The organism is Legionella nigrisilvae (genome assembly GCF_977063395.2).
This window is the reverse complement of the sequence record NZ_CDRUGZ020000043.1, coordinates 277,580-299,641: the sequence shown is the minus strand read 5'-3', so window position 1 is coordinate 299,641 and position 22,062 is coordinate 277,580. Positions and strand designations below refer to the sequence as shown.

The window sequence follows — 22,062 nt, the reverse complement described above, 5'->3', positions numbered from 1 at the left end:
TAATTTAATACAATTCATATTGAATTATATTTGGTCACTTTCGAGAGAGGATTGTACTAAAAAGTAGGCAAAGTTAAGGGTATTCTTCTAAAATAACCTCTGCTGCGGGGGGCCTTAAATTATAATGGGAGCTCATACAATATCCATATGCTCCAGCATTTGCAATTAAAATGATATCTTTTTCTCGAGTTCTCGGCAGTAAACGATCATATCCCAAAGTATCCCCGGATTCGCAAATTGGGCCTACCAGATGTGAAAAACCGGATTTTTTCGAGTGCAGTTGACTTAGATTGACAATTTCATGATAAGCACCATATAAAGAAGGTCTGATTAATGAATTCATTCCCGTTTCAATGCCTATAAATTGTATTGTTCCTTTTTCTTTACATTGAGTTACTTTTGCTAAGAGAACCCCACTTTCTGCGACGAAATAGCGCCCAGGCTCCAACCAGAATTTTAAATGGGGGTATTTTGCTTTTACTTTTAATAGTCGTGAATCAAGTTTTTTCAGATTTAAGGGTTTTTGTCCTGGCCTTTCAACAATTCCCAAACCACCACCTAAATTAATGAATTGGGTTTTAGGAAATTTCTCGGTGAGTAAGGAGAGCATTAAAGCAGTTTGTTCCCAAAGTTCTGGTGTAAGAATTCCGCTCCCCGAATGTGAGTGCAGGCCAATAACTTCGGTATTATACTTCTGAGTTAAAATTCTAAGTTGTTCTATGTCATTTTGATCAATGCCAAACTTTGATTCATTACCGCCAGTAACTACATGTTTGTGATGACCAGCGCCTGCGCCTGGATCGAAACGAACGATTATCTCGCGATTTTTAAATAGCTCAGGCCAGTTTGCCAAAGGGTATAAATTATCTATTGTGACATAACAGCCTAAATCCATGGCAAATTTATATTCTATCTTGGGTGCAAAATTCGGCGTGAATAAAATTCTTGTTTTATTTATATGAGGGAACAAATCGATTACTCGCTTTAACTCTTGAATGGAAACACATTCAAATCCAACTCCCTGTTGTTCCAATGTTTTTAGGATAGAGGGATGGGGATTGGCTTTGATAGCATAAAATAGAGTATCAATTGATTGTAATTTAAGTAACTGTTTAGCCCGAGAAACTTGTGTTGGGGTGTGATATACATAGCAGGGGGTGTCTTGTGCTCCAATTGCAAGCAGACGATTACGCTCGATTTCCCACCATGGGGTAGGGCGTTTAATTCGTTTTTCAGTTTTTTGAGGATGAAAAACTTTTTCAAATTGAATAATAAAACTATCCAAAATTGGATTATCTCCAAGAAAATAATCATTGGATATCATGCATAATTGTTCGAATCCTTCAAAAAATTGATCGGTTTTATTTTCGAGGGAATAATGTAGATATAAATCAACTAATCCGGCATAGGCTGCTGATTTATTCAATTTAAAATCCTTGTCGGACTTTTGTTTGATACATAGAGTGAGCGCATCAATAATTCGGCTATTTTGGGTCATTTATGAGCTCATGATTTGATTGCATCATATGAGAGTATAATTTACTAATTGGTCTAATTCAATTCACTTTGGGTCTGCTGTAATATTGGTCAATATGATGTATTCATTTATGCTTGCAATTTTATTGAGGCTCACTTAGTCTGTATTAAAAATAATTAATAAGGAATATTGATATGGCTCAAGATAAAATAAATATGGATGATGCAGGAAAGACGGGGACTTTAATTGCTCTGGGAAATACAATATTAGCACCTTTGTATTGGGTAGATGCGAAATTGGGGTTAACTACAGCCATTATTGGGACTGGTGTATTTTTATATGGGGCACATGAAATAGGCAAGAAAAGAAGACCGATTCAAAATGGGGTAAATAACTTAAATTCTTTTTTTGGTGGGAATACAGGGGACAAAAGTACTGAAGTTGAAAATGCTTTTGCAAATATCGTTGTTGGCGGTGCGGCTATGTTTGACGAAATTATGCCCAGTGATAAAAAAAGTCATCCATAATATTTTAGCATCTAAAATAATTACTCAAGGAAGTGTAGTATGCCCCGAGATCAAGTAAGTCCTGAAAAAGTTCTAAAAACTGGAGCATTAATCAGTTTCGGAAATTTATTTATGTCACCTTTTTATACGAGATTAGGTCCCTTTGCTTCACTAACTTTAACCGCAGCTGCGTTATTTGGACTGCATGAAGTAGGCAGGAACAAACAATCGGTAAATGGCTTTTGGAGTTTTTTTTCAAATAAAACCAATCCTAGAGATTCCGATTTAGATACTACCATCAAACAGGTTATGGAGGGTGGGGCCTCGGTGTTTGATCAGATTTTTCCTCCGGGGAAAAAATGAGTGAAATTGTCCTCCAGGACTCAAGAATATACTTGAACGATTACAAATGAGCTGGTAGAGAATGTGAGTAATCGAACTCTGGGAATCTACAAAGAAACCCCTGGGTTCGTTAAATCCTGACTATAATTATTTAACCTACTTTATGAATTTTAACTAACATGCCAATCTGAGCATTGTCGAGATAATAAACTACATTATCTTTTAAGCGTTGCTTTTGTGAAACACTGAATGATGTTTGTGGGTTATCAGGTGGTGATATCTGAAGTTCGGCATCAAAAGAATAATAATTGCTTTGCTTTATGTTTAAAGTACCTTGCATTTGCCAACCGTTATGATCCGCGAAAGGTAGGGCAACAGAACTTTGATTATTCCCAGGTTGCTTCCATGAATAATATCCCAAGACTTGATAACGGGATTTTCGAGTCAGGAGATAGTATTCATCGCGTAGGCTTGAAGATGAAGGGGATAATAAGTGATAAGGTTTTCCCGATTTTTCTGAATCTAATTTCAAGGATATTGCATTCGGGTTCGTTGGGATAAGCGGCACATCAACAGAGAATGTTTTGTTTTGATTTGGCTGAGCAAATATAATTAAATCAATTTGATAAGAAGACTTTGCTAAAGTCAGGGCTGAATAAAGCAGGCTTAGAGTTATTATTATTAATCGTTCCATGGCTTATCTATTGTTATTATTAATTGGTTTTAACCTATCGCATCACAGTCACTCTGCTTCTAGTTTAAAAAATATATGTCTTTCTCAGCAATGTTTTATAATGCGATTATAGCTGCCTCTATGGAATTCACTCAACAACAATTTTGGGAAACTTATCTGCATAATTAATTGGTTTTTTAGCTAACTCTATAGCACTCTTCATGGCTGTTTTAAGTAATGTATCCGTTAGCTCATTACGGTTTTGAGTAGCAGTAGGGTTTCCCTCATCACAGTTTTGTCTTATGCGTCCATCCAAAGGAAGTTGTCCTAGTAATGTGGTATGGTGTGCCGCACAAAGAGTTTCAGCACCACCTGCACCAAAAATGGCCTCTTGATGCCCACATTTAGTGCAAATATGGGTGGACATGTTTTCTATAATACCCAAGACATCAATGCTTGTTTTAGCAAACATGGTAATCGCTTTTTGTGCATCAAGAGTTGCTACGTTTTGTGGAGTCGTTACTACTATGGCTGCGGTTAAAGGGATTTTTTGGACTAAAGTCAACTGGATATCACCGGTTCCTGGTGGTAAATCAATGAATAAATAATCCAGATCATCCCAAAGGGTAATATCCAGCATTTGGATAAGCGACTTAGCAAGCATAGGACCTCTCCAGATGAGTGCCTGCTCACTGTTTGTTAAATAACCAATAGACATGGTCTGGATTCCATGGGCTTTTGCCGGAAGATAGTGCTCGCCGCTGAGGGCTACTGGTTCGGTTTTTCCAAGCATTAAAGGCATGCTTGGTCCATATATATCCGCATCCAGAATACCTACCCGCGCTCCTAACCGTGCTAATGCTGTTGCCAAGTTTACAGTTACAGTAGACTTTCCTACCCCTCCTTTCCCTGAGGCGACTGCAATCGTATTCTTAACGCCGCGCAATCCTTTCCCAGCAAGTTGTGTCTTGTGCGGTTTTATTCGTTGGGTGATTTGAATGATTATATCTTGATTGGGGAATGCAGATTGTAGCTCTGCGCATAATAAAGGTTTATATTGTTCTTCTAAGGAGTTACAAGGAAATCCGGCAGTTAAGTTAAGGAGCAGTTCTTTGTCGGTCATTTCGAGGCTGCACTGCAAATTCATTTCCTTACCGGTCAGATCAAGAAACGGATCTTTTATAGTACTCAGCAAATGGATTACAGTCTGTTCAGTGGTCATTGGTTGGCCTTTTAACACAAAAGATAAATAATAGCGCAGAGCAGTTTTATTTCATAGGATTAGTTTTCCAGATTAAAAAGTGACTTCAGCCGGCTCATATTCCCAACTAACCCAGTGATTAGTAGAGAGGTAATAAAGGCCACAATAAATAGGAAGCGACGTATGAATGCTAAGATAGGAAGCATATTCGTCTAATTGTTGTCGATGTTTCATCATGGATGCTTCATCTTCTTTTCCTGTCTTGAAATCGATAATCCAGCGTTTGCTTTGGTCCTCAAAAGTGCGGTCAATGATACGAGTAATCGGTCTATCTTGCTGTTTTACCAATAACTCATATTCATTTTGCTCCTGGTTATGTTGACTAATAATCCAGAGTCCTATTTGATCTTCAAACATTCGAGTAATTTGCTCTTGGATACTTGCCAGAGTCTCATGTTGCATATTTTCATCGAATCCTAATTTTCGTAACTCATAGTGTACAAGGTTCCAAGGAACATCAGCTATGCTTTCTGGATGATGATCACATATCCACTGCAATAGTTGATGCGTTACGATGCCTGCTAATCGAGGGATAGTTGTTGAGAAAGTAGATGGAGTAGTTTTGAGGCTAAGACGCACATCAAAAGATTCAGATTCTTTATTTTGGTAAAAAGCAAGTGGTAAACGTCCGAGTTTGGGTAAAGACCCGTTGATTTCTTCAATTAGGGACATAGTATTGTCTTCAGAAAATTCTAAATCTTTAAGAAGATATCTGAATGAAGCTTTGGAAGTACGTTCAGAGTGATCCATTAAATACAGACGTGATTTTGCCCTTGTTACGGCTACATAGAGCAATCGTTGTGCTTCATAATGACTTTTAACACCATCTAAACGACTTAAATAATCATATAAAGCACAATGTTCTTGGTGTGCCCCTTGTATTGGAGACATGAGTAGCAAATTGCCATGTTTTTGAGTCGGTAAATTAAGCCAACGTAACATAGGATTATCGCCGCGATTGGGTTGCATACCCAAACCTGGTAAAAGTACCGCATCAAACTCAAGCCCTTTGGATTTATGAATAGTCATTATTTGTAAACGAGAGGGATTCGCTTGCTGTGAGTAAAGCTTGTTTAATTCTGATAGAAATTCCTTTAGATCAGGTATACGACCATCTTGTTCATAACGATCCAGTAAGCTCCAAAATTGCTCCAAATCGTTGAGTTGAGCAGTCTTGAGAATATTATCCATATGTAATTCTTTTAAAGTTTGGATTACCCAAACTGAAAGCTTGCTTTCATATCTTTGAGTTAAAGCTTTATGCATGACGCGTATAAAAAAATCGGCACGAATCCTACCTTCTTCACTTAGTCTGGGAATTTTATTTAAATTTAATAAGGCAAAGTAAATCGATTTTCTCTTATTAAACTCAGCTATGGCATGAATGTCACTTAAAGCCAAACCGCAATAGGGACTGTGAAGTGCCGCAAGCCAGGAAAGACGATTTGCTGGCGTCAACAAAGCCTGGGTCAAGGACCACGCATCCCGTATATGACCTAGATTGGCTAACAGAGTAATATCTGTGCCTTGATAGGGAATTTGATGTTGGCGCAAGAGCTGGATGATTTCACCAAGTTGCGTTCTTGAGCGTACCAGAATCGCAATCGTTTGATCAGGAAAAGTTTGTAATTCGTTTTGAACAATTTCGATGAGTTTTTTTGCTTCTTGTTCCCGATTTTTAAATTGTAAAGAGTGAATGGTACTGCCGTGTTCATCTTGAATGACATTGACACTGGAATGAAATGAAACGGCCCCAGACTCTATATCCACTTGTTTTGGAAAAATATTGGCAAATTGATGATTGACCCAATTAACAATAGTTTGGGTCGAGCGGAAGTTGCAGCTTAATTCCAGTGATTTCAATTTAACTGGTCCAATGCCTTCTTCTTTAGCACGAAAAAATAAACCTACTTCAGCTTGCCTGAATCGATAAATCGATTGCATGGGATCTCCGACTATAAATAGAGTTTTCCCATCCTGTTCTTGCCAACCTAGAACAAGTTTTGTTAATAATTCAAATTGAGTAATTGATGTATCCTGAAACTCATCGACTAGAATGTGATGAAGCGTATGATCTAGATATAAAGCTAAATCAGTAGGATTTTCTGCATCGCCCAATGCATTCAATGCTTGCTGTGATATAGCAGTGAAATCCACTTCATTTTGCCCGCTAAACAAAACGTGTAGATGGCTTACAAGAAGGGGAAGCAACAAAAAGAGCGCTTGTAAGACCTCCCATTGTTCCAAATCATATTCAGGTTTAGGTAAATTACTTACTTGGATTAACGCCTCTAGAAAATCAGGATATTCATTGAGTTCGTTGAGTAATTCTTTGCTGGCATTTTTAAGTCTCTTGTATTCATCGGGAGCGCAAGAGGTACTAAGCAAACCTACGTGATGATCAAAGCTTTTCCGGAATTGGGCATCCCCTGTAAGTAAGAGTTTACTTAGAGCGGTTGCTATCTCTTGAGTGGTTTGTTGGAAATCATACCAATTTTTGAGTAGATATCGTGGTGAATTGGAATTATTTTCTATAATGGCCAATTCCCGGGCGCATTGCGTTAACTCTTGAGCCAAATATGAGGGCAAACTTTGGGTAAAGCGTTTTAACTCATGCTGCTCTATAAGAAGTAATGCATGTTCAAATGCTGATTTTTCCTGAGTTCGGGCTTGAAATAAAGGAGCTATCCATTGATCTCTTTTAGCCAGCAATCCAGTGAACAATTCAAGCAATCGATCCTGGCGATTATCCACATGCAACAACAGAGTTTTTATAGCATTCTTATATTCCGGGGATGTCAGAGCAAACTGAATACAGCATCGACTGGCGTTTAAATAATGATGTTCCGCTTTTTCAGTAATTTGTGAATAGGAAATTTGCTTTTCTAAAAGCGGAATTGACTGATTAATGCTTTGACATAAGGAATCTATTGTAATGATTCTTAGCCGATTAGGCTGCTGTAACAAATTCCATTCATAGGAAGCATCACGTTGAAGTGCTGCATGGGCAAAATCAAGCGTCTTTTGTTGATGCGGGCTATTTGCTTTATTATTGCGAGCAGCCTGTTGAAGCGCTAAAACGATACGCTCACGCATTTCACTCGCAGCTTTACGGGTAAAGGTTAAGGCGACTATCTGTTCTGGTGATGTTACGGTGCTTAACAATCGTAAATAACGCTGAGTCAGAATTTCAGTTTTACCCGATCCTGCAGGGGCTTGTACGATAAATGATAATGAAGGATCAGTAGCTTGACTTCGTTGATCACTGTCGACTAGCATTATTTTTATATCCCTGTATAAACATGATTGAAAAAACTTAGGGGGAAGGAGATTAATTTAGTCTTACGAATGCCTCTCAACCCCTGGAGAACACCTTCTCCCCGTAGGGAGAAGGGAGGTTAGTCAATAACAATTTCTTGTGCAGGTGGACGCAAATTGTAATGGGAACTCATACAACGACCATAAGCTCCGGCATTAGCAATTAACAATACATCGCCTTCTTCTGTTACGGGTAATAATCGGTCATAGCCCAAGGTATCTCCAGATTCACAAATCGGGCCTACGATATGAGAAAAACCCGCTTTTTCTTCATGTAATCGACTTAGGTTTACGATTTCATGATAAGCACCGTATAACGAGGGTCGGATTAATGAGTTCATACCGGTTTCTATACCCACAAATTTTACCTTTCCTTTTTCTTTGCATTGGGTAACTTTGGCGAGGATTACACCACTTTCCGCTACAAAAAAACGACCCGGTTCAAGCCAGATTTGAATTTGAGGATAACGTGATTTAACCGCCATTAGCGAAGCATCCATACTTGAAAAATCTAATGGTTGTTGGCCGGGCTTCTCTACTATACCCAGTCCACCACCAAGATTAATGGATTTGACCAGTGGAAATTGCTCTGTCAGCGAGGCGAGCATTAAAGCGGTTTGTTGCCATAATTCTGAGGTGAGAATGCCACTACCTGAGTGTGCATGCAAACCGACTACCTGGATTTTATATTTCTTGGTTAATGTGACAACTTGATCAATATCATTTTGCGTAATGCCAAATTTTGATTCATTTCCCCCAGTTGAAACATGTTTGTGATGCCCCGCACCAGTACCTGGATCAATACGAATAATAACTTCACGATTTTTAAATATATCGGGCCAATGTTCCAATGGATATAAACTATCTATAGTAACATAACAGCCTATATTTAGAGCATATTCATATTCTGCTCTAGGCGCAAAATTAGGAGTAAACAAAATTCGTTTTCGGTCTATATTAGGAAAGAGTTCCAGTACTCTGGTTAACTCTTGAATGGAGACACATTCAAAACCGATCCCTTCGTGTTCCATTGTTTTTAAAATCGATGGATGAGGATTGGCTTTGATTGCATAAAATAAGGTGTCTATGGACTTTAAGGCCAGTAGTTGCTTCGCTCGCTCCACTTGTGTTTGACTGTGATAAACATAACAAGGCGAATTAACTGAGGCTATAGTTAATAAATGATCGCGCTCTTTTTCCCACCATGGAATAGTGCGCGCCGAAGGTTTGCCAAACTCTTCATGCCAGCTTTTTGAGTAGTAAAAAATTTGAGGGTTATTTTCTATAAGTAAGTGGTGTAGTTTTTGGCATAATTGATTTGCTTGTGACTCATCCACCACAAATGTGAGGTTTAAGTCATTGGATGCCAGTGACATTAAGTAGACTTGTTTCGCTTCAAATACTTCTAATGCTGGGCCAAGTTGTGGCAATACAGTTCTGATATGATGACCAACGAGACTCACTGCACTACAGGGTTCAATGAGTTTTGCTCGACCAAATTGATTTAGCTCTGCAAGTAAGGCATTAATTGCAGGACGATCATGTATTTTACTATTAATATCCAGGGATAAAGTAACATTAAACTCGGAGGAGGAGAGTAAGTCTACTGAGAAGCCATGATGTTTGAAGGCTGTAAATACATCAGATAAAAATCCTACTTGTTGCCACATGTGCAAGGTATCTATAGAGATCAATAAAATACTGTTTTTAATCTGTATGGATTTTATTAAAGGGGCCGTTTCATCAATATCCTTAGTAATCAATGTTCCTGAATGTTCCGGCATTTGAGTAAATTTGACTGACATTGGAATATTGGCGCGTCGGACCGGAGGAATACAGTTTGGGTGTAATACCTTCGCTCCCATGGTGGCAATTTCCTGAGCTTCATCATAATTTAATTTTTTCAATAAACGCGCTTGAGGCAGTTGATGAGGATTGGCCGTATAAATTCCAGGAACATCAGTCCAGATTTCACATGATGCAGCTTGAAGTTTGCCTGCAAGTAATGCAGCGGATGTATCTGAACCTCCGCGACCCAATAAAACCGTCTCCCCTTGAGGATTGGCAGCAAAAAATCCTTGAGTAATAATGGCTTGAGCACCACTGTTAAGAAATTTTTCAACTAACTCGGGAGCATATTCACTTTCACAGCGAGCAGAAAGGTAATTTGCCGAGCCACCTTCAGGAAAGGGTGTACTGATTAAGAGTTCACGAGCATCATACCAAGTACAATGAATTCCTTGTTTTTCGAGAAATGCATGTCCTAAGCGGGTCATCATTAATTCACCCATACTTAGAATTTCCGCATGCGTTTTTGCAGGAGCTTGCTTTAGTAAGGCAATTCCAGTAAGCCATTGCTCGAGTTGAAGTAATTCTTTTGCTATTAATTCAGGATCAACTTCCAGCTGTTCAGCAAGATTAAGATGCCCATTACGAATATCAATAAGAATACTCTGATGTTCATTGATTAAAGCCGCTTCAATAGCCTTTTCGAGTTTGTTAGAAATTTGGGTTAGTGCGGAGCATACAATAACAGGCTGTACTCCAGAACTCATATGTTTTTTAGTAATGGAAACAATATTATTCCAATTGTTGCGAGTTGAAACGCTGGTACCACCAAATTTAGTTACTATTTGTTGCATGATTCATTTCCGCACAAAATTAATACACATTATCATGGACAGGAGTGGGTACACAAGTTCTTATAACTTGAATTACTGATCTAGCGCCATTTTTACTCATTAATTGCCCACGATGGATTTAATTAATTCACTCTGAATTAATTTTCATTACCTGTTGAATATAAATAAGAAAAAGGTATTTTTAATGATTTGAAAACAGGGTAAACTCGTTTTTTAGCGGACGTATTTTATTCAATTTTTGAAGTATGATATCTGAGGAGTAACAGGAGTGAAAAATATGTACAAACCTTTAAGAACACTGGTTAATGCAGCTGTTCTTAGTGTTCTGGCTAGTGGTGGAGTTCATGCAGCTGGATTTTCTTTATATGGAGAAGCTACCGGTTATACAGTGGGTAACTATGCAGCTGGTTCTGCCGCAGAAGCAGCTGATGCATCAACAGGTTGGTATAATCCCGCTGGTTTAGCTTTACTTCGTGAGCAACAAGTAGTTTTTAGCGGTGTTGGCATATTTCCTACTCTTAAGCTGGATGGTACAAGTACCTTTACTACTTCTACAGGTCTTCCTCCTCCGTTCCCCTCAGCAGTTCAATATGTACAAGAGTTTGAAGGAGTAGATGGCAGTTATAATGGTTTTGTTCCTTCATTCCATTATGCGCTTCCTTTAGGTGAGCGTACTACCTTCGGTTTTAGTGTTACTGCTCCATTTGGTTTGTCTACAGATTGGGCTCCTGATTCTCCTGTACGTTATTCTGCGACCTACACTGAAATTTTAACTACTAATTTTTCGCCAGAATTAGGCACTCGCTTAACAGAAAATTTTGCATTGGGAGCTGGTCTTGATTTGCAATGGTCTCGTGCTAAATTCAATCAAATGATTGGTGCACCAACTTTATTTCAAATTCTTGGAGAAAATCCTGCTACCGTTGATTCTTTAAGTTACAACAAAGCGGCTTCTTGGGGTGTTGGATTTCATGTTGGGGTGATGGGAATATTTAATGACAATCACACACGTATAGGTCTTAACTATCAATCCAGAGTAAGACATGTGTTCTATGGGCATAGTCGTTTTTCTGGAATTTTAGCCAATAATAATTTTAATCTGGTTTTCCCTGTATTACCTCCTTCAACATCTCGAACAAATAATGATTTATTCAGTGACCCACAAGAATTTCCAGATGTACTTACTCTAAGTGCTTATCAAGATATTAATGAGCGACTCGCTTTATTGGGATCTGTTGTTTATACCGGATGGGGTGTTTTTAAAGAAATCCAATTAAATAATGTGGCTGTACCCAATATCGGACATGCACCAATTTTTCCTGTGACTCAGGCAAATATTAATAGCAATGTACCCCAAAATTACCATGATTCTTGGCGTGTTGCGCTTGGTGCAAATTATCATGTAAATCCCAAGCTAATGCTTCGTGTAGGTGGCGGTTATGATGAGACTCCAACAAATGATACGGATCGAAATGTTCGTTTACCTGACGTAGATCGTTGGGCCGTGGCTGTAGGTGCTCATTACCAATGGCGTCCAAATGTTGGTGTTGATGTGGGCTACACCCATTTGTTTGCTGGGAACAAACCAAACGTTCATTCTGAACAGGCTCTCTCACAAACTTCTGTATATAATGTGGACGTGGATGACGGTAATTTTGGTGCAGATTTGGTCGGTGCTCAATTGACATGGATCATTGATAAAGCCCCACCAGCGCCTACAAAATAACTATTTATTAGATATAAATAAAAAGCCACTAAAAGTGGCTTTTTTATTTACTGAGTACATATGAGTTCAATTGGAGACGAGTTTTGTTCCCTAAACTCATTAAAATAAAATAAATTATTTTTTAGTTATGGTTGCTTCGCCGAGGCCATTTACCGTAAGTGTATATCCGTTTTTAGATAAAAACTTTGGAGTGATATCTCCAGTATCAAGATCCATATGAACCTCGCCAACCTCTATAGGATTGGATGTATTAGTGGCCATTTTAATTACTGCAGAACATTGTCTACCAGTTGTGTGTCCGTAGCAGGCCAATTTTACTAGATTCCAATAAACTCGTTGAGTTGAATTGGCGGGAGTTGGGTATGCAGAAGGTACGCCTGCTATATAAGCGTTTGATTCTTCAGAAGTATTATTATGAGTGATCAAATAAGTTGGACTTGCAAAAGCTGTTAAAGCACTAATGCTTAAAGCTACTGCTGAAAAACCTTTAAATATTAAATTCATTATATCTTTTTCTCCGTTTAATTATAATTGATTGGTTAGTTGTTATCGTGTCCACTATGACTAGTGGACAGTCAAATATTCGCACCAATCGGCTGTTCTACATCTAAAACCCATCAAGAGTATATCGGAAAATAACTAAGTGTCTATCACCATAAGCTTTTCGTAAACACTCTCTGGGTGGGTTTTTGTTGTAAGAATAAATGTCGCATGGGAGTCTTAGAGGGATGCATTATTTTGACTTAACATACGGGCAATATCTTTAGCAAAATAAGAAATAATAAAATCTGCTCCCGCACGTTTTATTGCAGTCAAGCTTTCTATAATAGCGTGTTCTTCATTGATAAGTTTGTTTTGAGCGGCTATTTTAATCATTGAATATTCGCCACTTACCTGATAAGCACAAAGGGGCACTTCAGGGAAGTTTTGTTTTAGTTTTGCGATAACATCCAAATAAAATCCAGCAGGTTTTACCATAATCATGTCGGCACCTTCTTCAAGATCAAGGGCTGTTTCTCTTAATGCCTCAGCTCCATTTGCAGGATCCATCTGATAGGCCTTGCGATCACCAAATTTTGGCGCTCCTTGGGCTGCTTCTCTAAAAGGGCCATATAGGCAAGAACAATATTTAGCACTGTAACTTAAAACAGGAATATGTTGATATCCTTGAGTGTCCAAGGCTTCGCGAATTGCATATACCATTCCATCAGTCATTCCGCTCGGTGCAACCCAATCAGCACCGGCTTGCGCATGACTTATGGCTTGTTTTGCGAGGAATGCTAAGGTTTTTTCAGTATCAATGCATTCTCCATCAAGCACACCACAATGACCATGGTCTGTGTACTCACAAAAGCAAAGATCGGTAATAATGAGGATGTCTTTATTTACAGCACGAATTTCTTTTATCGCTTTTTGAATAATTCCTTCGTTACTAAATGATTCACTTCCATAAGCATCTTTATGTTTAGGAATGCCAAATAGAAGTACTGCAGGAATCCCTAGGGAACTCAGCAATTCAATTTCCTTAGGGATGCACCCAAGACTCAATTGAAACTGACCAGGCATTGCATTTATTTCTTGAGGTTCATTGAGTAGTTCACTGATAAATAGAGGAGCAATAAATTGCTGCGGATGTAAGCGTGTTTCTTTAACTAAAGCTCGAGACATTGCATTACTTCTTAAACGAGTTAATCTTAATGGCATCTGATAATTGGTCATGGAATTCATCCTAATCATATAGTTCACTCTGTGTCTTAAAGATCGTAGAGCCTCAAATTGTGGATATTTTAACACAACTCGTAGCGATCTGAGTGGAGGCGCGTAAATCCGTAAACGCTGGGGTACTTTTACGAATTCTTAACCAGCTTATTTTTAGGTTTTCGTCGTTTTATTTTCTTATTGGAAGTATATAAAAAATCAATAGCGCTACTGGTATCACTGTTGCTTATTTGAATACTAAAAAATCGATTGAGTAAGTACCTCAGTGTCAACATATTCGTATCGGTTTGTGACAGCCCGATGTTATAACTTAAATAAAGCCGCTTTGAAATAGATTTACCTACTATAAAAGAAGTCGTGTCGCTTGAAGTATTGGTGAGTTGATTGTAATTGGTATTCGTTTGTACATTAAAATCAATACCCGCAGTCTGCTTGAGTTGCTCTAAAAGTTGAAGACCGTTCGTATTACTACCAAGATTCATTGAAGAAATCGCTGCTAAAAGTAGTTGTCCTCCAGCTTTGTCTGCTTGATTTGCTGGACGACCTAAAACAAGCCAGGAAAGAATTTCTGCTTGAGGAAGCGTTGCTGGATCAGAAAATAATTGTATTTTGGGACGAGTTAATCGCCCTGTGGCTTCTACGCCTAAAATCATGGTTTCCCCATAATTCATATTTTGTAGATTGCTACTATTAAAGTCTAAAAGTTGACTTGAACTGGAGAAGGAGGTTGAGGTGGTTGTAATTTTTTTCGCAGCTCGAAGGTTAATTCCCGGGTTACTAATGGGGCCACCTGTGAAAATTAATTGTCCTTGTTGTATGGCTAAATCTTGCCCATAAGCTTTATAAATACCCTGTCTTACTGATAACTCACCATAGGCATTGATTGAGCTTTGTTGCGATTGTTTTAAATGGAGTATTCCATCCAAATAACCCTTTAATCCTTTGATATTGACTGTAACTTCTTTTCCCATCTCCAGATCAATATCCATACTGTTAAACAGGCTAAAAGAAGGGGATGATTTATCTTTACGTTTAAAAACCACATCATCGGGCAAGGATACACTGTTATGGAAGGAGCGGGGTTTTATTTCAGCATAAGGAACCAAGATAGTACCTGAAATGGATTGTATCTTTGGTGTAAAATGTAGATTGAGTTTTGGTGAAATGTCAATTTTGTATTCGCGGGTTTGCACCAGTGGAAAATCATTGCCTTCTAGTAGGATATCACCTGTATATCGGGAGGTAAGAGTCCCTTTCCCAGTCAGTGATAAGTGTTTATCTGAGGATTTGATTGAGCCGGCCATTTCCCAAGAGCGTTCTTTTCCGTGCACATTCATTTCCAAAGCATTTATATTAAGTCCTAATCTAGGTAATTCAAAACTGGTATTAATCAGTTTTATTTGACTTTCGATTTTGCGTTTATTCAAAGTACCACTTACTTTTAATGAAGCAATTAATTGCCCTTTGAGTTTGTTAATTTCAGGACTAATTTTTTGTAAAAAATCCATAGAATTTATTTCCAATACTACTTCACTGTTAATTAATTGTTCCTCCTTCAGACCGGTATCCAGTGCAAATTTAGGTAATTGAAACTCCAATTTTAAATCTTTATGTTCATCAATTGTCAAAAGACCTGTTCCTTTAAGAGATTGAGGTGAGAGGAGAATCTTTAAAGAACCCCCTTTGAATTGAAGAACCGGGAGAATGTCATTACTAGGTTCACGATAAAAACCAGGGCGTATTGTAAGTGATAAAACCCCCTGATCCTTAGCAGTGATCTCACCTTGCGCTGATAAATTGGTATACAAACGAGCATTTTTTGGGGGGAGATTCTGAGGACTTAGGCTGGCATCAAAAGTCCATTGCCAAGGTAATCTTCCGTGAATTTTTGCTTTTATAAGCCAATGGTCCTCAGGGGCAGTGAGTATTTGGGAGCGTATAGCAATTTGTAGATTAGGAAAGACCCCGGTTGCTGTAATCGTTCCGCTTTTGCTATCGATGATTTTATCTTCCGCAGTATTCCATTGCAAACCTTGCCACTGAGCCGTTATTAACTGACTTTCTCGTAGATAATGAGGATGCCATTCGACATTCAATTGTTCAATTTTTAGAGTAAGTGATTTATTTTGATATTCGATTCCGCTCACAGTGAAGTGATTTAATAAACTTCCCTCAATTTGTTGAACTTTTATACTTCCGGGAAGATATAAGCGGCTGAATTGAATTACAGTATGGAGTCCTGACTTGGTTCCTAATAAAAATAAAGCAATACCCCCCAATAGAATAAGGAATATCAAGCTAATATAAAGTACTTTGACTAACACTTGCAGCGTTCTAACCAGAATCCGGTTCATAAGTCTGGTCCCATTCTGATCACCAATCGTGGACTGCTGCTATTTCGCTGCCAACGTTTATTAATTTCTTGAGCCAATCCTACTTTAATTGGGCCTATTGGTGAAACCCACATTAATCCACCGCCTGCATCGTAATAACTAGCTAAAGGAGAAGGATTGTACACAGCTCCTGCATCATAAAATGCAACGAGGTACCAATTTTTTTTCGTTTCTTTTTGAATTTCAAATCCAGCATAACTAATTACTCTGCCTGGACCTATTGAATTAAAACTAAATGCTTTTAAATTATCTGCTCCTCCTAAAAGTAATGCAAGTGACAAGGGTTGTTCATTGATGTTATTGATGGCAGTAGCCCCTTGAATTGCATGTCCGTAGAGCCGTAAACGGATGGGTTCTATTCGCATCGCCGCTTTCATATCTACTGAAGCTTGAGCAAAATTAATCGTGGACAAAAGAGCTTGGTTTGCAGCAAGCGCATTTAGGGTGATGTTATATCCTGATGGTGAAAAAAGCAGATCTTGTGTTTTGCTAAACGTTAAACTTGCTTTAGGGTAGAGTAAAAATTGTTTTGTATTTTGCTGTAACGCATAATGAAAGCCCTCATATAAGGTATTTACTGATAAAGTACGTTGATAATTAGTTACACGATGCTGTTGCGCCAATGAAATAAGAAAAGAATTACTATAGCCTGCACTGTAGCTTAAATTCGAGAAATTTCCGGTTAGAGTGTATTGATCATTTACAGGATTTTTTCCTGGAACAACATACTGGGCTTGCAAGGCATTTTGGACAAAAGAACCTTGCGCCATAAGATTGAATTTATGTCCTTGCCTATTGACAGGTATTACATGCAAAGCAGCTCGGCCACGAGGCCCTGTATCGGTTCCATAACCTGCACCAAGGGTATAGGAGTACTTGGATACGGGTTCAGTATAGATTTGCACAGGAGTTGTGGGGTTTTCTGTAATTTGTGGTTTAACCAGAACGGAACTAAAGTAGCCGCTGTTTGATAAATCATTATTTAATTTGAGTATCTTATCTCCGGAATAGACTTGTCCTGGATGAAAAGGGACAAAACGATGCAGTAATTTGGGATTAATGTAGGTAGGATTAAATTGTATTTGTCCAAAATAATAAAGAGGTCCAGTGTCAAGAATGATTGTGATTTCTGCTGTATAGTTATCTTCATCGATTAAAATTTCACTTTTCTGAAATCCTGCACGCATGTAACCCTGCGTTTCTGCGCTATCTAGAAGCTTTAATTTAGTCTGTTCATATTGTTCCGTGAAAAGGGGATTTCCTTGTTTTAGCGGTACATTTTTTATTGCATCACGTAAGATTGGATTATGTGAGCCTTCGCCAATGACTTCCATTTTGAGCTGTGAAATCATTATTTGAGGGCCAGGATGGATGGAAATAATCAACTGCTGCGTGTTAGGTCTTTGAAGTATTGCTTCTGCTTTAAAATAGCCAAAAGGTTGCACTGCTTGGATTACTTGTTCCTTCAATTCTTCCAAACTAAATTGAGAGAGGGGTTTTAATTTTTGTAATTCACTCAATCGTTTTTCAACGTTTGCTTCTACTTTCCCAGCGACTCCATGAATTGTAATGGATGCTAGGTTATTACTTTTAGCAAATAAGGTAAAACAGGTAATGAGAAGTATCATATAAATTAATTTTTTCATGATAGTCTCAGTACTCGTTTCACCAGAAATATCCTCTTGTTCAGCGTATAAAACGCTTTTACGAATATACACTTAATCGAAATACAGAGCTAGAATAAAACTTAGCCGCATTATAATGTAGCGCAGCGAAACTCACGATTTCTGAAATTAAATAAAATTCTGCTCCCGGGGTTTCGATGAGTTTATGCTTTTATTACACATCCGCGGTTTCCATCTCTTTAAGTTTATAAATCAAATCGAGAGCTTCTCTTGCCGTCAATTGATCGGGATCAATTTGCCTCAACTCACGTAAAATAGGTGATTTAGGATTTACCTGGACTATTGCTTGTTCTTGAACTATTGAAGGGGTCTGATTTTGTATTTGATTTAAGTGCGTATGAGCAATTTTTAAAACTTCAGCTGGTATCCCGGCCAGCTCAGCGACTTCAAGCCCATAGCTTCGACTTGCACTTCCTGGCTCCACTCGATATAAAAAGATGATGCGGCCAGTATCTAATGAGGCTTGTAGATGGACATTCCGAATACAGGACCATTGTTGGGGAAGCTTGGTTAATTCAAAGTAGTGAGTGGAAAATAATGTATAGGCTTTGATGGTTGTTGCCAAATAAGTGCAGGCAGCATAAGCCAACGCCATTCCATCGTACGTACTGGTGCCACGACCGATTTCGTCTATTAAAACCAAACTTTCATGGGTGGCTTGTCTTAAAATTTGTGCTGTTTCAGTCATTTCTACCATGAAAGTTGAACGTCCCGAGGCCAAATCATCACTAGCACCAATACGAGTAAAAATTCTATCAATAGGTCCTAAAGTTACTGATTTAGCAGGTACAAAACTGCCTATATGAGCGAGAAGTACAATTAACGCAGTTTGGCGCATGTATGTGGATTTACCGCCCATATTTGGACCGGTGATGAGTAAGATATTTTGCGAGGGTTTCAGGTGGAGGTCATTGGCGATAAATCGTTCTTGTAGCAAATGTTCAATGACTGGATGGCGACCAGCCTCAATGATTATTTGGGGCTCCGTCACGAGATTTGGACAACACCAATGGAGACTTTGTGCACGCTCCGCTAGAGTGGTTATCACATCCAGTTGTGCTAGAGCCTGGGCTATCTGTGTTAATTCCCTTATATTTTTCTGGATTTCTACCAGTAAATTCTCATACAACCATTTTTCGCGTGCTAAGGCTTTTACTTGTGCCGATAATACCTTTTCCTCAAATTGCTTCAATTCTGGAGTGATATAACGTTCTACATTTTTTAAAGTTTGTTTTCTATGGTAATGAGGAGGAGCTTTTTCTGATTGCATTTTGGACAGTTCAATAAAATAGCCTTGTACGTTATTGAAGCCAAATTTAAGAGAGGAAAGTCCCGTTCTTTGTTTTTCTTCCAACTCCAGTTGCATCAGTTTATCGTTGGCACGTGTGCTGAGCATTCTTAGTTCATCAAGCTCTTCATCAAAACCCGGAGCGATAACCCCGCCATCACGAATTAATACGGGTGGGTTTTCGATGATTGCGATTTGAAGCAATTCCTGGAGTACTGGTACTGGTTTAAGATGATTTTTTAAGTGTAACGTGAGCTCGCTTTTGTTGTGTACTAATACAGCATTCAATTGGGGAAGAAGGGCTAAAGTATGACTTAAAGCTACTAAATCACGTGGTCGAGCTGATTTTAGAGCAATGCGTGAAATAATTCGTTCCACATCACAGGTTTGTCTCAATAACTCATGGATGGATGCATCGTTTTGTAAATGCATTATTTCCATGACTGCATCCTGACGGGCGATGATCTGGTCACGATGTTTAAGTGGTCTACCTAACCAGCGTTTGAGTAAACGACTCCCCATGGAGCAGGCGGTTTTATCCAAAAGAGATAACAAGCTGTTTTCATAATTACCACTTATATTATCAAATAATTCTAGGTGTTTTTGGGTTGCAGCATCGAGTTGCAAGTAATCCTTCGTATTTTCGAGGGTTATAGTAGTTAAATGAGGCAGCGCTTGTTTTTGTGTGGTGTGTAAATAAGCCAATAAAGCACCGGCAGCGACCAACGCGGTGGTATATTCATTTTCCCCAAATGCAGTAAGATCATGTACTGAAAATTGTTCGCATAAAAGTTTTTTGGCATTGTCGAAGCAAAACTCCCAACCTGGTCTTTGTTTTATGGGAAAATTTTGGCAATATTCTTCTAGAAAGGAGGATTCTTTTAAGAGGAGTTCAGCCGGTTGTAACCTCGTAAGCTCTGCGCTCAGCTGGTTAACTTCTGCGAATTCCAGTAAATGAAAACGGCCACTACTTAATTCAACCCATGCAAGACCGATTTTTTGCTTTTGGTGGTGAACAGCTAAAAGTAAATTATCCTTTTTAGCTTCCAAAAGCGCTTCATCAGTCACAGTTCCCGGAGTAATAATACGGGTAACTTTTCGTTCTACAGGTCCCTTGCTCGTTGCAGGATCTCCTATTTGTTCACAAATAGCTACTGATTCCCCTTTTTTAATCAATCGAGCCAAATAATTTTCTACAGCATGATAAGGAACACCAGCCATGGGAATGGGTTTGTCAGCAGATTGGCCACGATGGGTTAAGGTAAGATCTAATAATTGTGATGCACGTTTGGCATCATCAAAGAATAATTCATAAAAGTCACCCATACGATAGAGCAGAAGCATATCAGGATATTCTGATTTTATGCGTAAATACTGTTGCATCATCGGGGTATGGGAAGTAGTCATGAATGGTTACACTCAAGTTGAAGTTTCGGGGATTTTAACAAAATCACATAAGGTAGAGTAGACTCAATTTGAAGTGACTGATGAGAAGATGCGTTAATACGAGTTGTAGAGATAAAATGGGTGCAATTTTTACATTTATGCCATCTTAAACATCAATAAATACTCCTGGATCCAAGAACAGAATCTGGATATTATCAAATAGACTAATTTAACGATTCATCATGAACAGGCAAAGGAAATGCTATGTTAAATCCAAAGGATGTAAAGACCGTTGAAGCAGCAAGAAAAATTGTTGAGGAGCGTAATCTAACCCACGTCAAAGTTGGTTTATTTGATATCGATGGGGTAATGCTTGGAAAGTACATGAGCCGTAAAAAGTTCTTCTCGGCTCTGGATAATGGTTTTTCTTTTTGTGATGTGATCTTGGGGTGGGACTCCAAAGATAAACTTTACGATAATGGAAAATATACCGGTTGGCACACGGGTTACCCTGATACTTTAGTGCGTATTCTTCCCGAAACGTGTCGCGATCTCGTTTTTGAAGAAAATCAGTTGTTATTTATGGCTGAATTTGCTGGAGAGGCTGAAACCATATGTCCTCGAGCGTTGCTGCGTCGGGTTGTTAATAAAGCAGATTCAATGGGGTTTGCCGTCTATGCAGCATTAGAATATGAATTCTTTATGTTTGATGAAACACCTGACAGTGTGCGTTCTAAAAGTTTCCGCAATTTAAAACCTATAACACCTGATTTCTTTGGTTATTCTATGATTCGCAATACCGTTCATGCGGATTTATATCATCAGATCCTTAATATGAGTGAGATTATGGATTTCCCTATTGAGGGTTTGCATGCGGAAACAGGGCCTGGGGTGATCGAAGCAGCGATTGCTGTAGATAAGGCCATTGAAGCCGGGGATAAGGCTGCCTTGTTTAAAACGTTTATGAAGATTTTAGCGCAGCGCAACAATATGATGGCAACTTTTATGGCTAAATGGTCGCCGCATTATCCTGGTCAAAGCGGGCATATTCATCTTTCTTTACGTCATAAAGAGGAGGGAGCTAGTGCATTTTATGAACCTTCTATGCCTTATAATATGAGTGAAATTCAACGGCATTTTGTCGCAGGCCAACAGAGACTCATGCCCGAGTTCTTGGCAATGGTTTCACCCACTGTGAACAGTTTCTCTCGCTTGGTTCCAGGATTCTGGGCTCCAACTGATGCAACCTGGGGTGTAGAAAATCGTACCACGGCTATACGAGTTATACCCGGAAGTGACACATCCCAACGAGTTGAATATCGTTTGGGTTCTGCAGATTCGAATCCATATTTAGCTCTGGCTGCCGCTTTGGGCTCTGGTTTGTATGGAATTGAGCAAAAACTAGAACCCTATCCTGAAATTAAAGGCAATTCTTATACACAACAACACGAAGTTGAGCTTGCTTTACCACGAACTCTTTGGGAAGCAGCGACTCGTCTTAGAGAGTCAAAGGTCGCTCGTTCTTTATTTGGCGATTCATTTGTTGAACATTTTGCCGGTTCTCGTGAATGGGAAGAGCGCGAATTTCGTCGTCATATTACAGATTGGGAATTGGATCGTTACTTTGAAATTATTTAACCAGGGTT

13 protein-coding genes and 1 pseudogene are annotated in these 22,062 nt (G+C 38.8%); 4 read left to right on the top strand and 10 right to left on the bottom strand.

Translation table 11 applies throughout. The annotated features are described in order from the left end of the window. Positions 1–73 precede the first annotated feature (73 nt). A pseudogene (lysA, locus tag ACWTE2_RS31745) lies at positions 74–1,219 on the bottom strand (diaminopimelate decarboxylase); the annotation flags it as partial. A gap of 452 nt (positions 1,220–1,671) precedes the next feature. Between lysA and ACWTE2_RS31740 the strand changes: the two are divergent. Further along, positions 1,672–2,004 carry a hypothetical protein gene (locus ACWTE2_RS31740; protein WP_454785894.1) on the top strand — a complete coding sequence of 111 codons (333 nt, stop codon included), beginning with the start codon at positions 1,672–1,674 and terminating at the stop codon, positions 2,002–2,004. 39 nt (positions 2,005–2,043) lie between these two features. Continuing rightward, a complete protein-coding gene (locus tag ACWTE2_RS31735; protein ID WP_454785893.1) occupies positions 2,044–2,346 on the top strand; it encodes a hypothetical protein in 303 nt (100 codons plus the stop codon). Between the two features lie 130 nt (positions 2,347–2,476). On the opposite strand, the gene ACWTE2_RS31730 is transcribed toward ACWTE2_RS31735, so the two are convergent. From ACWTE2_RS31730 to ACWTE2_RS31715, 4 genes are all read right to left on the bottom strand, one after another. Then, positions 2,477–3,019 carry a CsiV family protein gene (locus tag ACWTE2_RS31730; protein WP_454785892.1) on the bottom strand — a complete coding sequence of 181 codons (543 nt, stop codon included), beginning with the start codon at positions 3,017–3,019 and terminating at the stop codon, positions 2,477–2,479. A gap of 127 nt (positions 3,020–3,146) precedes the next feature. Then, on the bottom strand, positions 3,147–4,220 hold the full coding sequence (gene apbC / locus ACWTE2_RS31725; protein WP_454785891.1) for an iron-sulfur cluster carrier protein ApbC: 1,074 nt from the start codon (positions 4,218–4,220) through the stop codon (positions 3,147–3,149). A 72-nt stretch (positions 4,221–4,292) separates the two neighbouring features. Continuing rightward, positions 4,293–7,538, bottom strand: a complete 3,246-nt coding sequence (locus ACWTE2_RS31720; RefSeq protein ID WP_454785890.1) for a UvrD-helicase domain-containing protein — start codon at positions 7,536–7,538, stop codon at positions 4,293–4,295. A gap of 119 nt (positions 7,539–7,657) precedes the next feature. Further along, entirely contained in the window at positions 7,658–10,219 is a 2,562-nt protein-coding gene (locus ACWTE2_RS31715) for a bifunctional aspartate kinase/diaminopimelate decarboxylase (RefSeq protein ID WP_454785889.1), read from the bottom strand. Between the two features lie 268 nt (positions 10,220–10,487). Between ACWTE2_RS31715 and ACWTE2_RS31710 the strand changes: the two genes are divergently transcribed. After that, on the top strand, positions 10,488–11,945 hold the full coding sequence (locus ACWTE2_RS31710) for an OmpP1/FadL family transporter (RefSeq protein ID WP_454785888.1): 1,458 nt from the start codon (positions 10,488–10,490) through the stop codon (positions 11,943–11,945). 114 nt (positions 11,946–12,059) lie between these two features. Here the strand turns inward: ACWTE2_RS31710 and ACWTE2_RS31705 are convergent, their stop codons facing one another. From ACWTE2_RS31705 to mutS, 5 genes are all read right to left on the bottom strand, one after another. Next, positions 12,060–12,449 carry a hypothetical protein gene (locus tag ACWTE2_RS31705; RefSeq protein ID WP_454785887.1) on the bottom strand — a complete coding sequence of 130 codons (390 nt, stop codon included), beginning with the start codon at positions 12,447–12,449 and terminating at the stop codon, positions 12,060–12,062. 216 nt (positions 12,450–12,665) lie between these two features. Beyond that, positions 12,666–13,664, bottom strand: a complete 999-nt coding sequence (gene hemB / locus ACWTE2_RS31700) for a porphobilinogen synthase (RefSeq protein ID WP_454785886.1) — start codon at positions 13,662–13,664, stop codon at positions 12,666–12,668. Between the two features lie 128 nt (positions 13,665–13,792). Continuing rightward, positions 13,793–16,018: a translocation/assembly module TamB domain-containing protein gene (locus ACWTE2_RS31695; RefSeq protein WP_454785885.1), complete on the bottom strand. Its 2,226-nt coding sequence runs from the start codon at positions 16,016–16,018 to the stop codon at positions 13,793–13,795. After that, complete coding sequence (locus ACWTE2_RS31690; RefSeq protein WP_454785884.1) at positions 16,015–17,703, bottom strand: autotransporter assembly complex protein TamA; 1,689 nt, start codon at positions 17,701–17,703, stop codon at positions 16,015–16,017. Before ACWTE2_RS31690 ends, ACWTE2_RS31695 begins: the two co-directional genes overlap by 4 nt. A gap of 193 nt (positions 17,704–17,896) precedes the next feature. Then, complete coding sequence (gene mutS / locus ACWTE2_RS31685) at positions 17,897–20,437, bottom strand: DNA mismatch repair protein MutS (RefSeq protein ID WP_454785883.1); 2,541 nt, start codon at positions 20,435–20,437, stop codon at positions 17,897–17,899. Positions 20,438–20,680: 243 nt separating this feature from the next. Here mutS and ACWTE2_RS31680 point away from each other — a divergent pair, with 243 nt between their 5' ends. Further along, positions 20,681–22,054: a glutamine synthetase family protein gene (locus ACWTE2_RS31680; protein WP_454785882.1), complete on the top strand. Its 1,374-nt coding sequence runs from the start codon at positions 20,681–20,683 to the stop codon at positions 22,052–22,054. The last annotated feature ends 8 nt before the right edge of the window (positions 22,055–22,062 follow it).

Coding starts and splice junctions, on each gene's coding strand:
- ACWTE2_RS31695 (WP_454785885.1), bottom strand. CDS start 16,018: ATGAACCGGATTCTGGTTAGAACGCTGCAAGTGTTAGTCAAAGTACTT.
- ACWTE2_RS31705 (WP_454785887.1), bottom strand. CDS start 12,449: ATGAATTTAATATTTAAAGGTTTTTCAGCAGTAGCTTTAAGCATTAGT.
- ACWTE2_RS31720 (WP_454785890.1), bottom strand. CDS start 7,538: ATGCTAGTCGACAGTGATCAACGAAGTCAAGCTACTGATCCTTCATTA.
- apbC (WP_454785891.1), bottom strand. CDS start 4,220: ATGACCACTGAACAGACTGTAATCCATTTGCTGAGTACTATAAAAGAT.
- ACWTE2_RS31740 (WP_454785894.1), top strand. CDS start 1,672: ATGGCTCAAGATAAAATAAATATGGATGATGCAGGAAAGACGGGGACT.
- hemB (WP_454785886.1), bottom strand. CDS start 13,664: ATGACCAATTATCAGATGCCATTAAGATTAACTCGTTTAAGAAGTAAT.
- ACWTE2_RS31715 (WP_454785889.1), bottom strand. CDS start 10,219: ATGCAACAAATAGTAACTAAATTTGGTGGTACCAGCGTTTCAACTCGC.
- ACWTE2_RS31680 (WP_454785882.1), top strand. CDS start 20,681: ATGTTAAATCCAAAGGATGTAAAGACCGTTGAAGCAGCAAGAAAAATT.
- ACWTE2_RS31735 (WP_454785893.1), top strand. CDS start 2,044: ATGCCCCGAGATCAAGTAAGTCCTGAAAAAGTTCTAAAAACTGGAGCA.
- ACWTE2_RS31730 (WP_454785892.1), bottom strand. CDS start 3,019: ATGGAACGATTAATAATAATAACTCTAAGCCTGCTTTATTCAGCCCTG.
- ACWTE2_RS31690 (WP_454785884.1), bottom strand. CDS start 17,703: ATGAAAAAATTAATTTATATGATACTTCTCATTACCTGTTTTACCTTA.
- mutS (WP_454785883.1), bottom strand. CDS start 20,437: ATGACTACTTCCCATACCCCGATGATGCAACAGTATTTACGCATAAAA.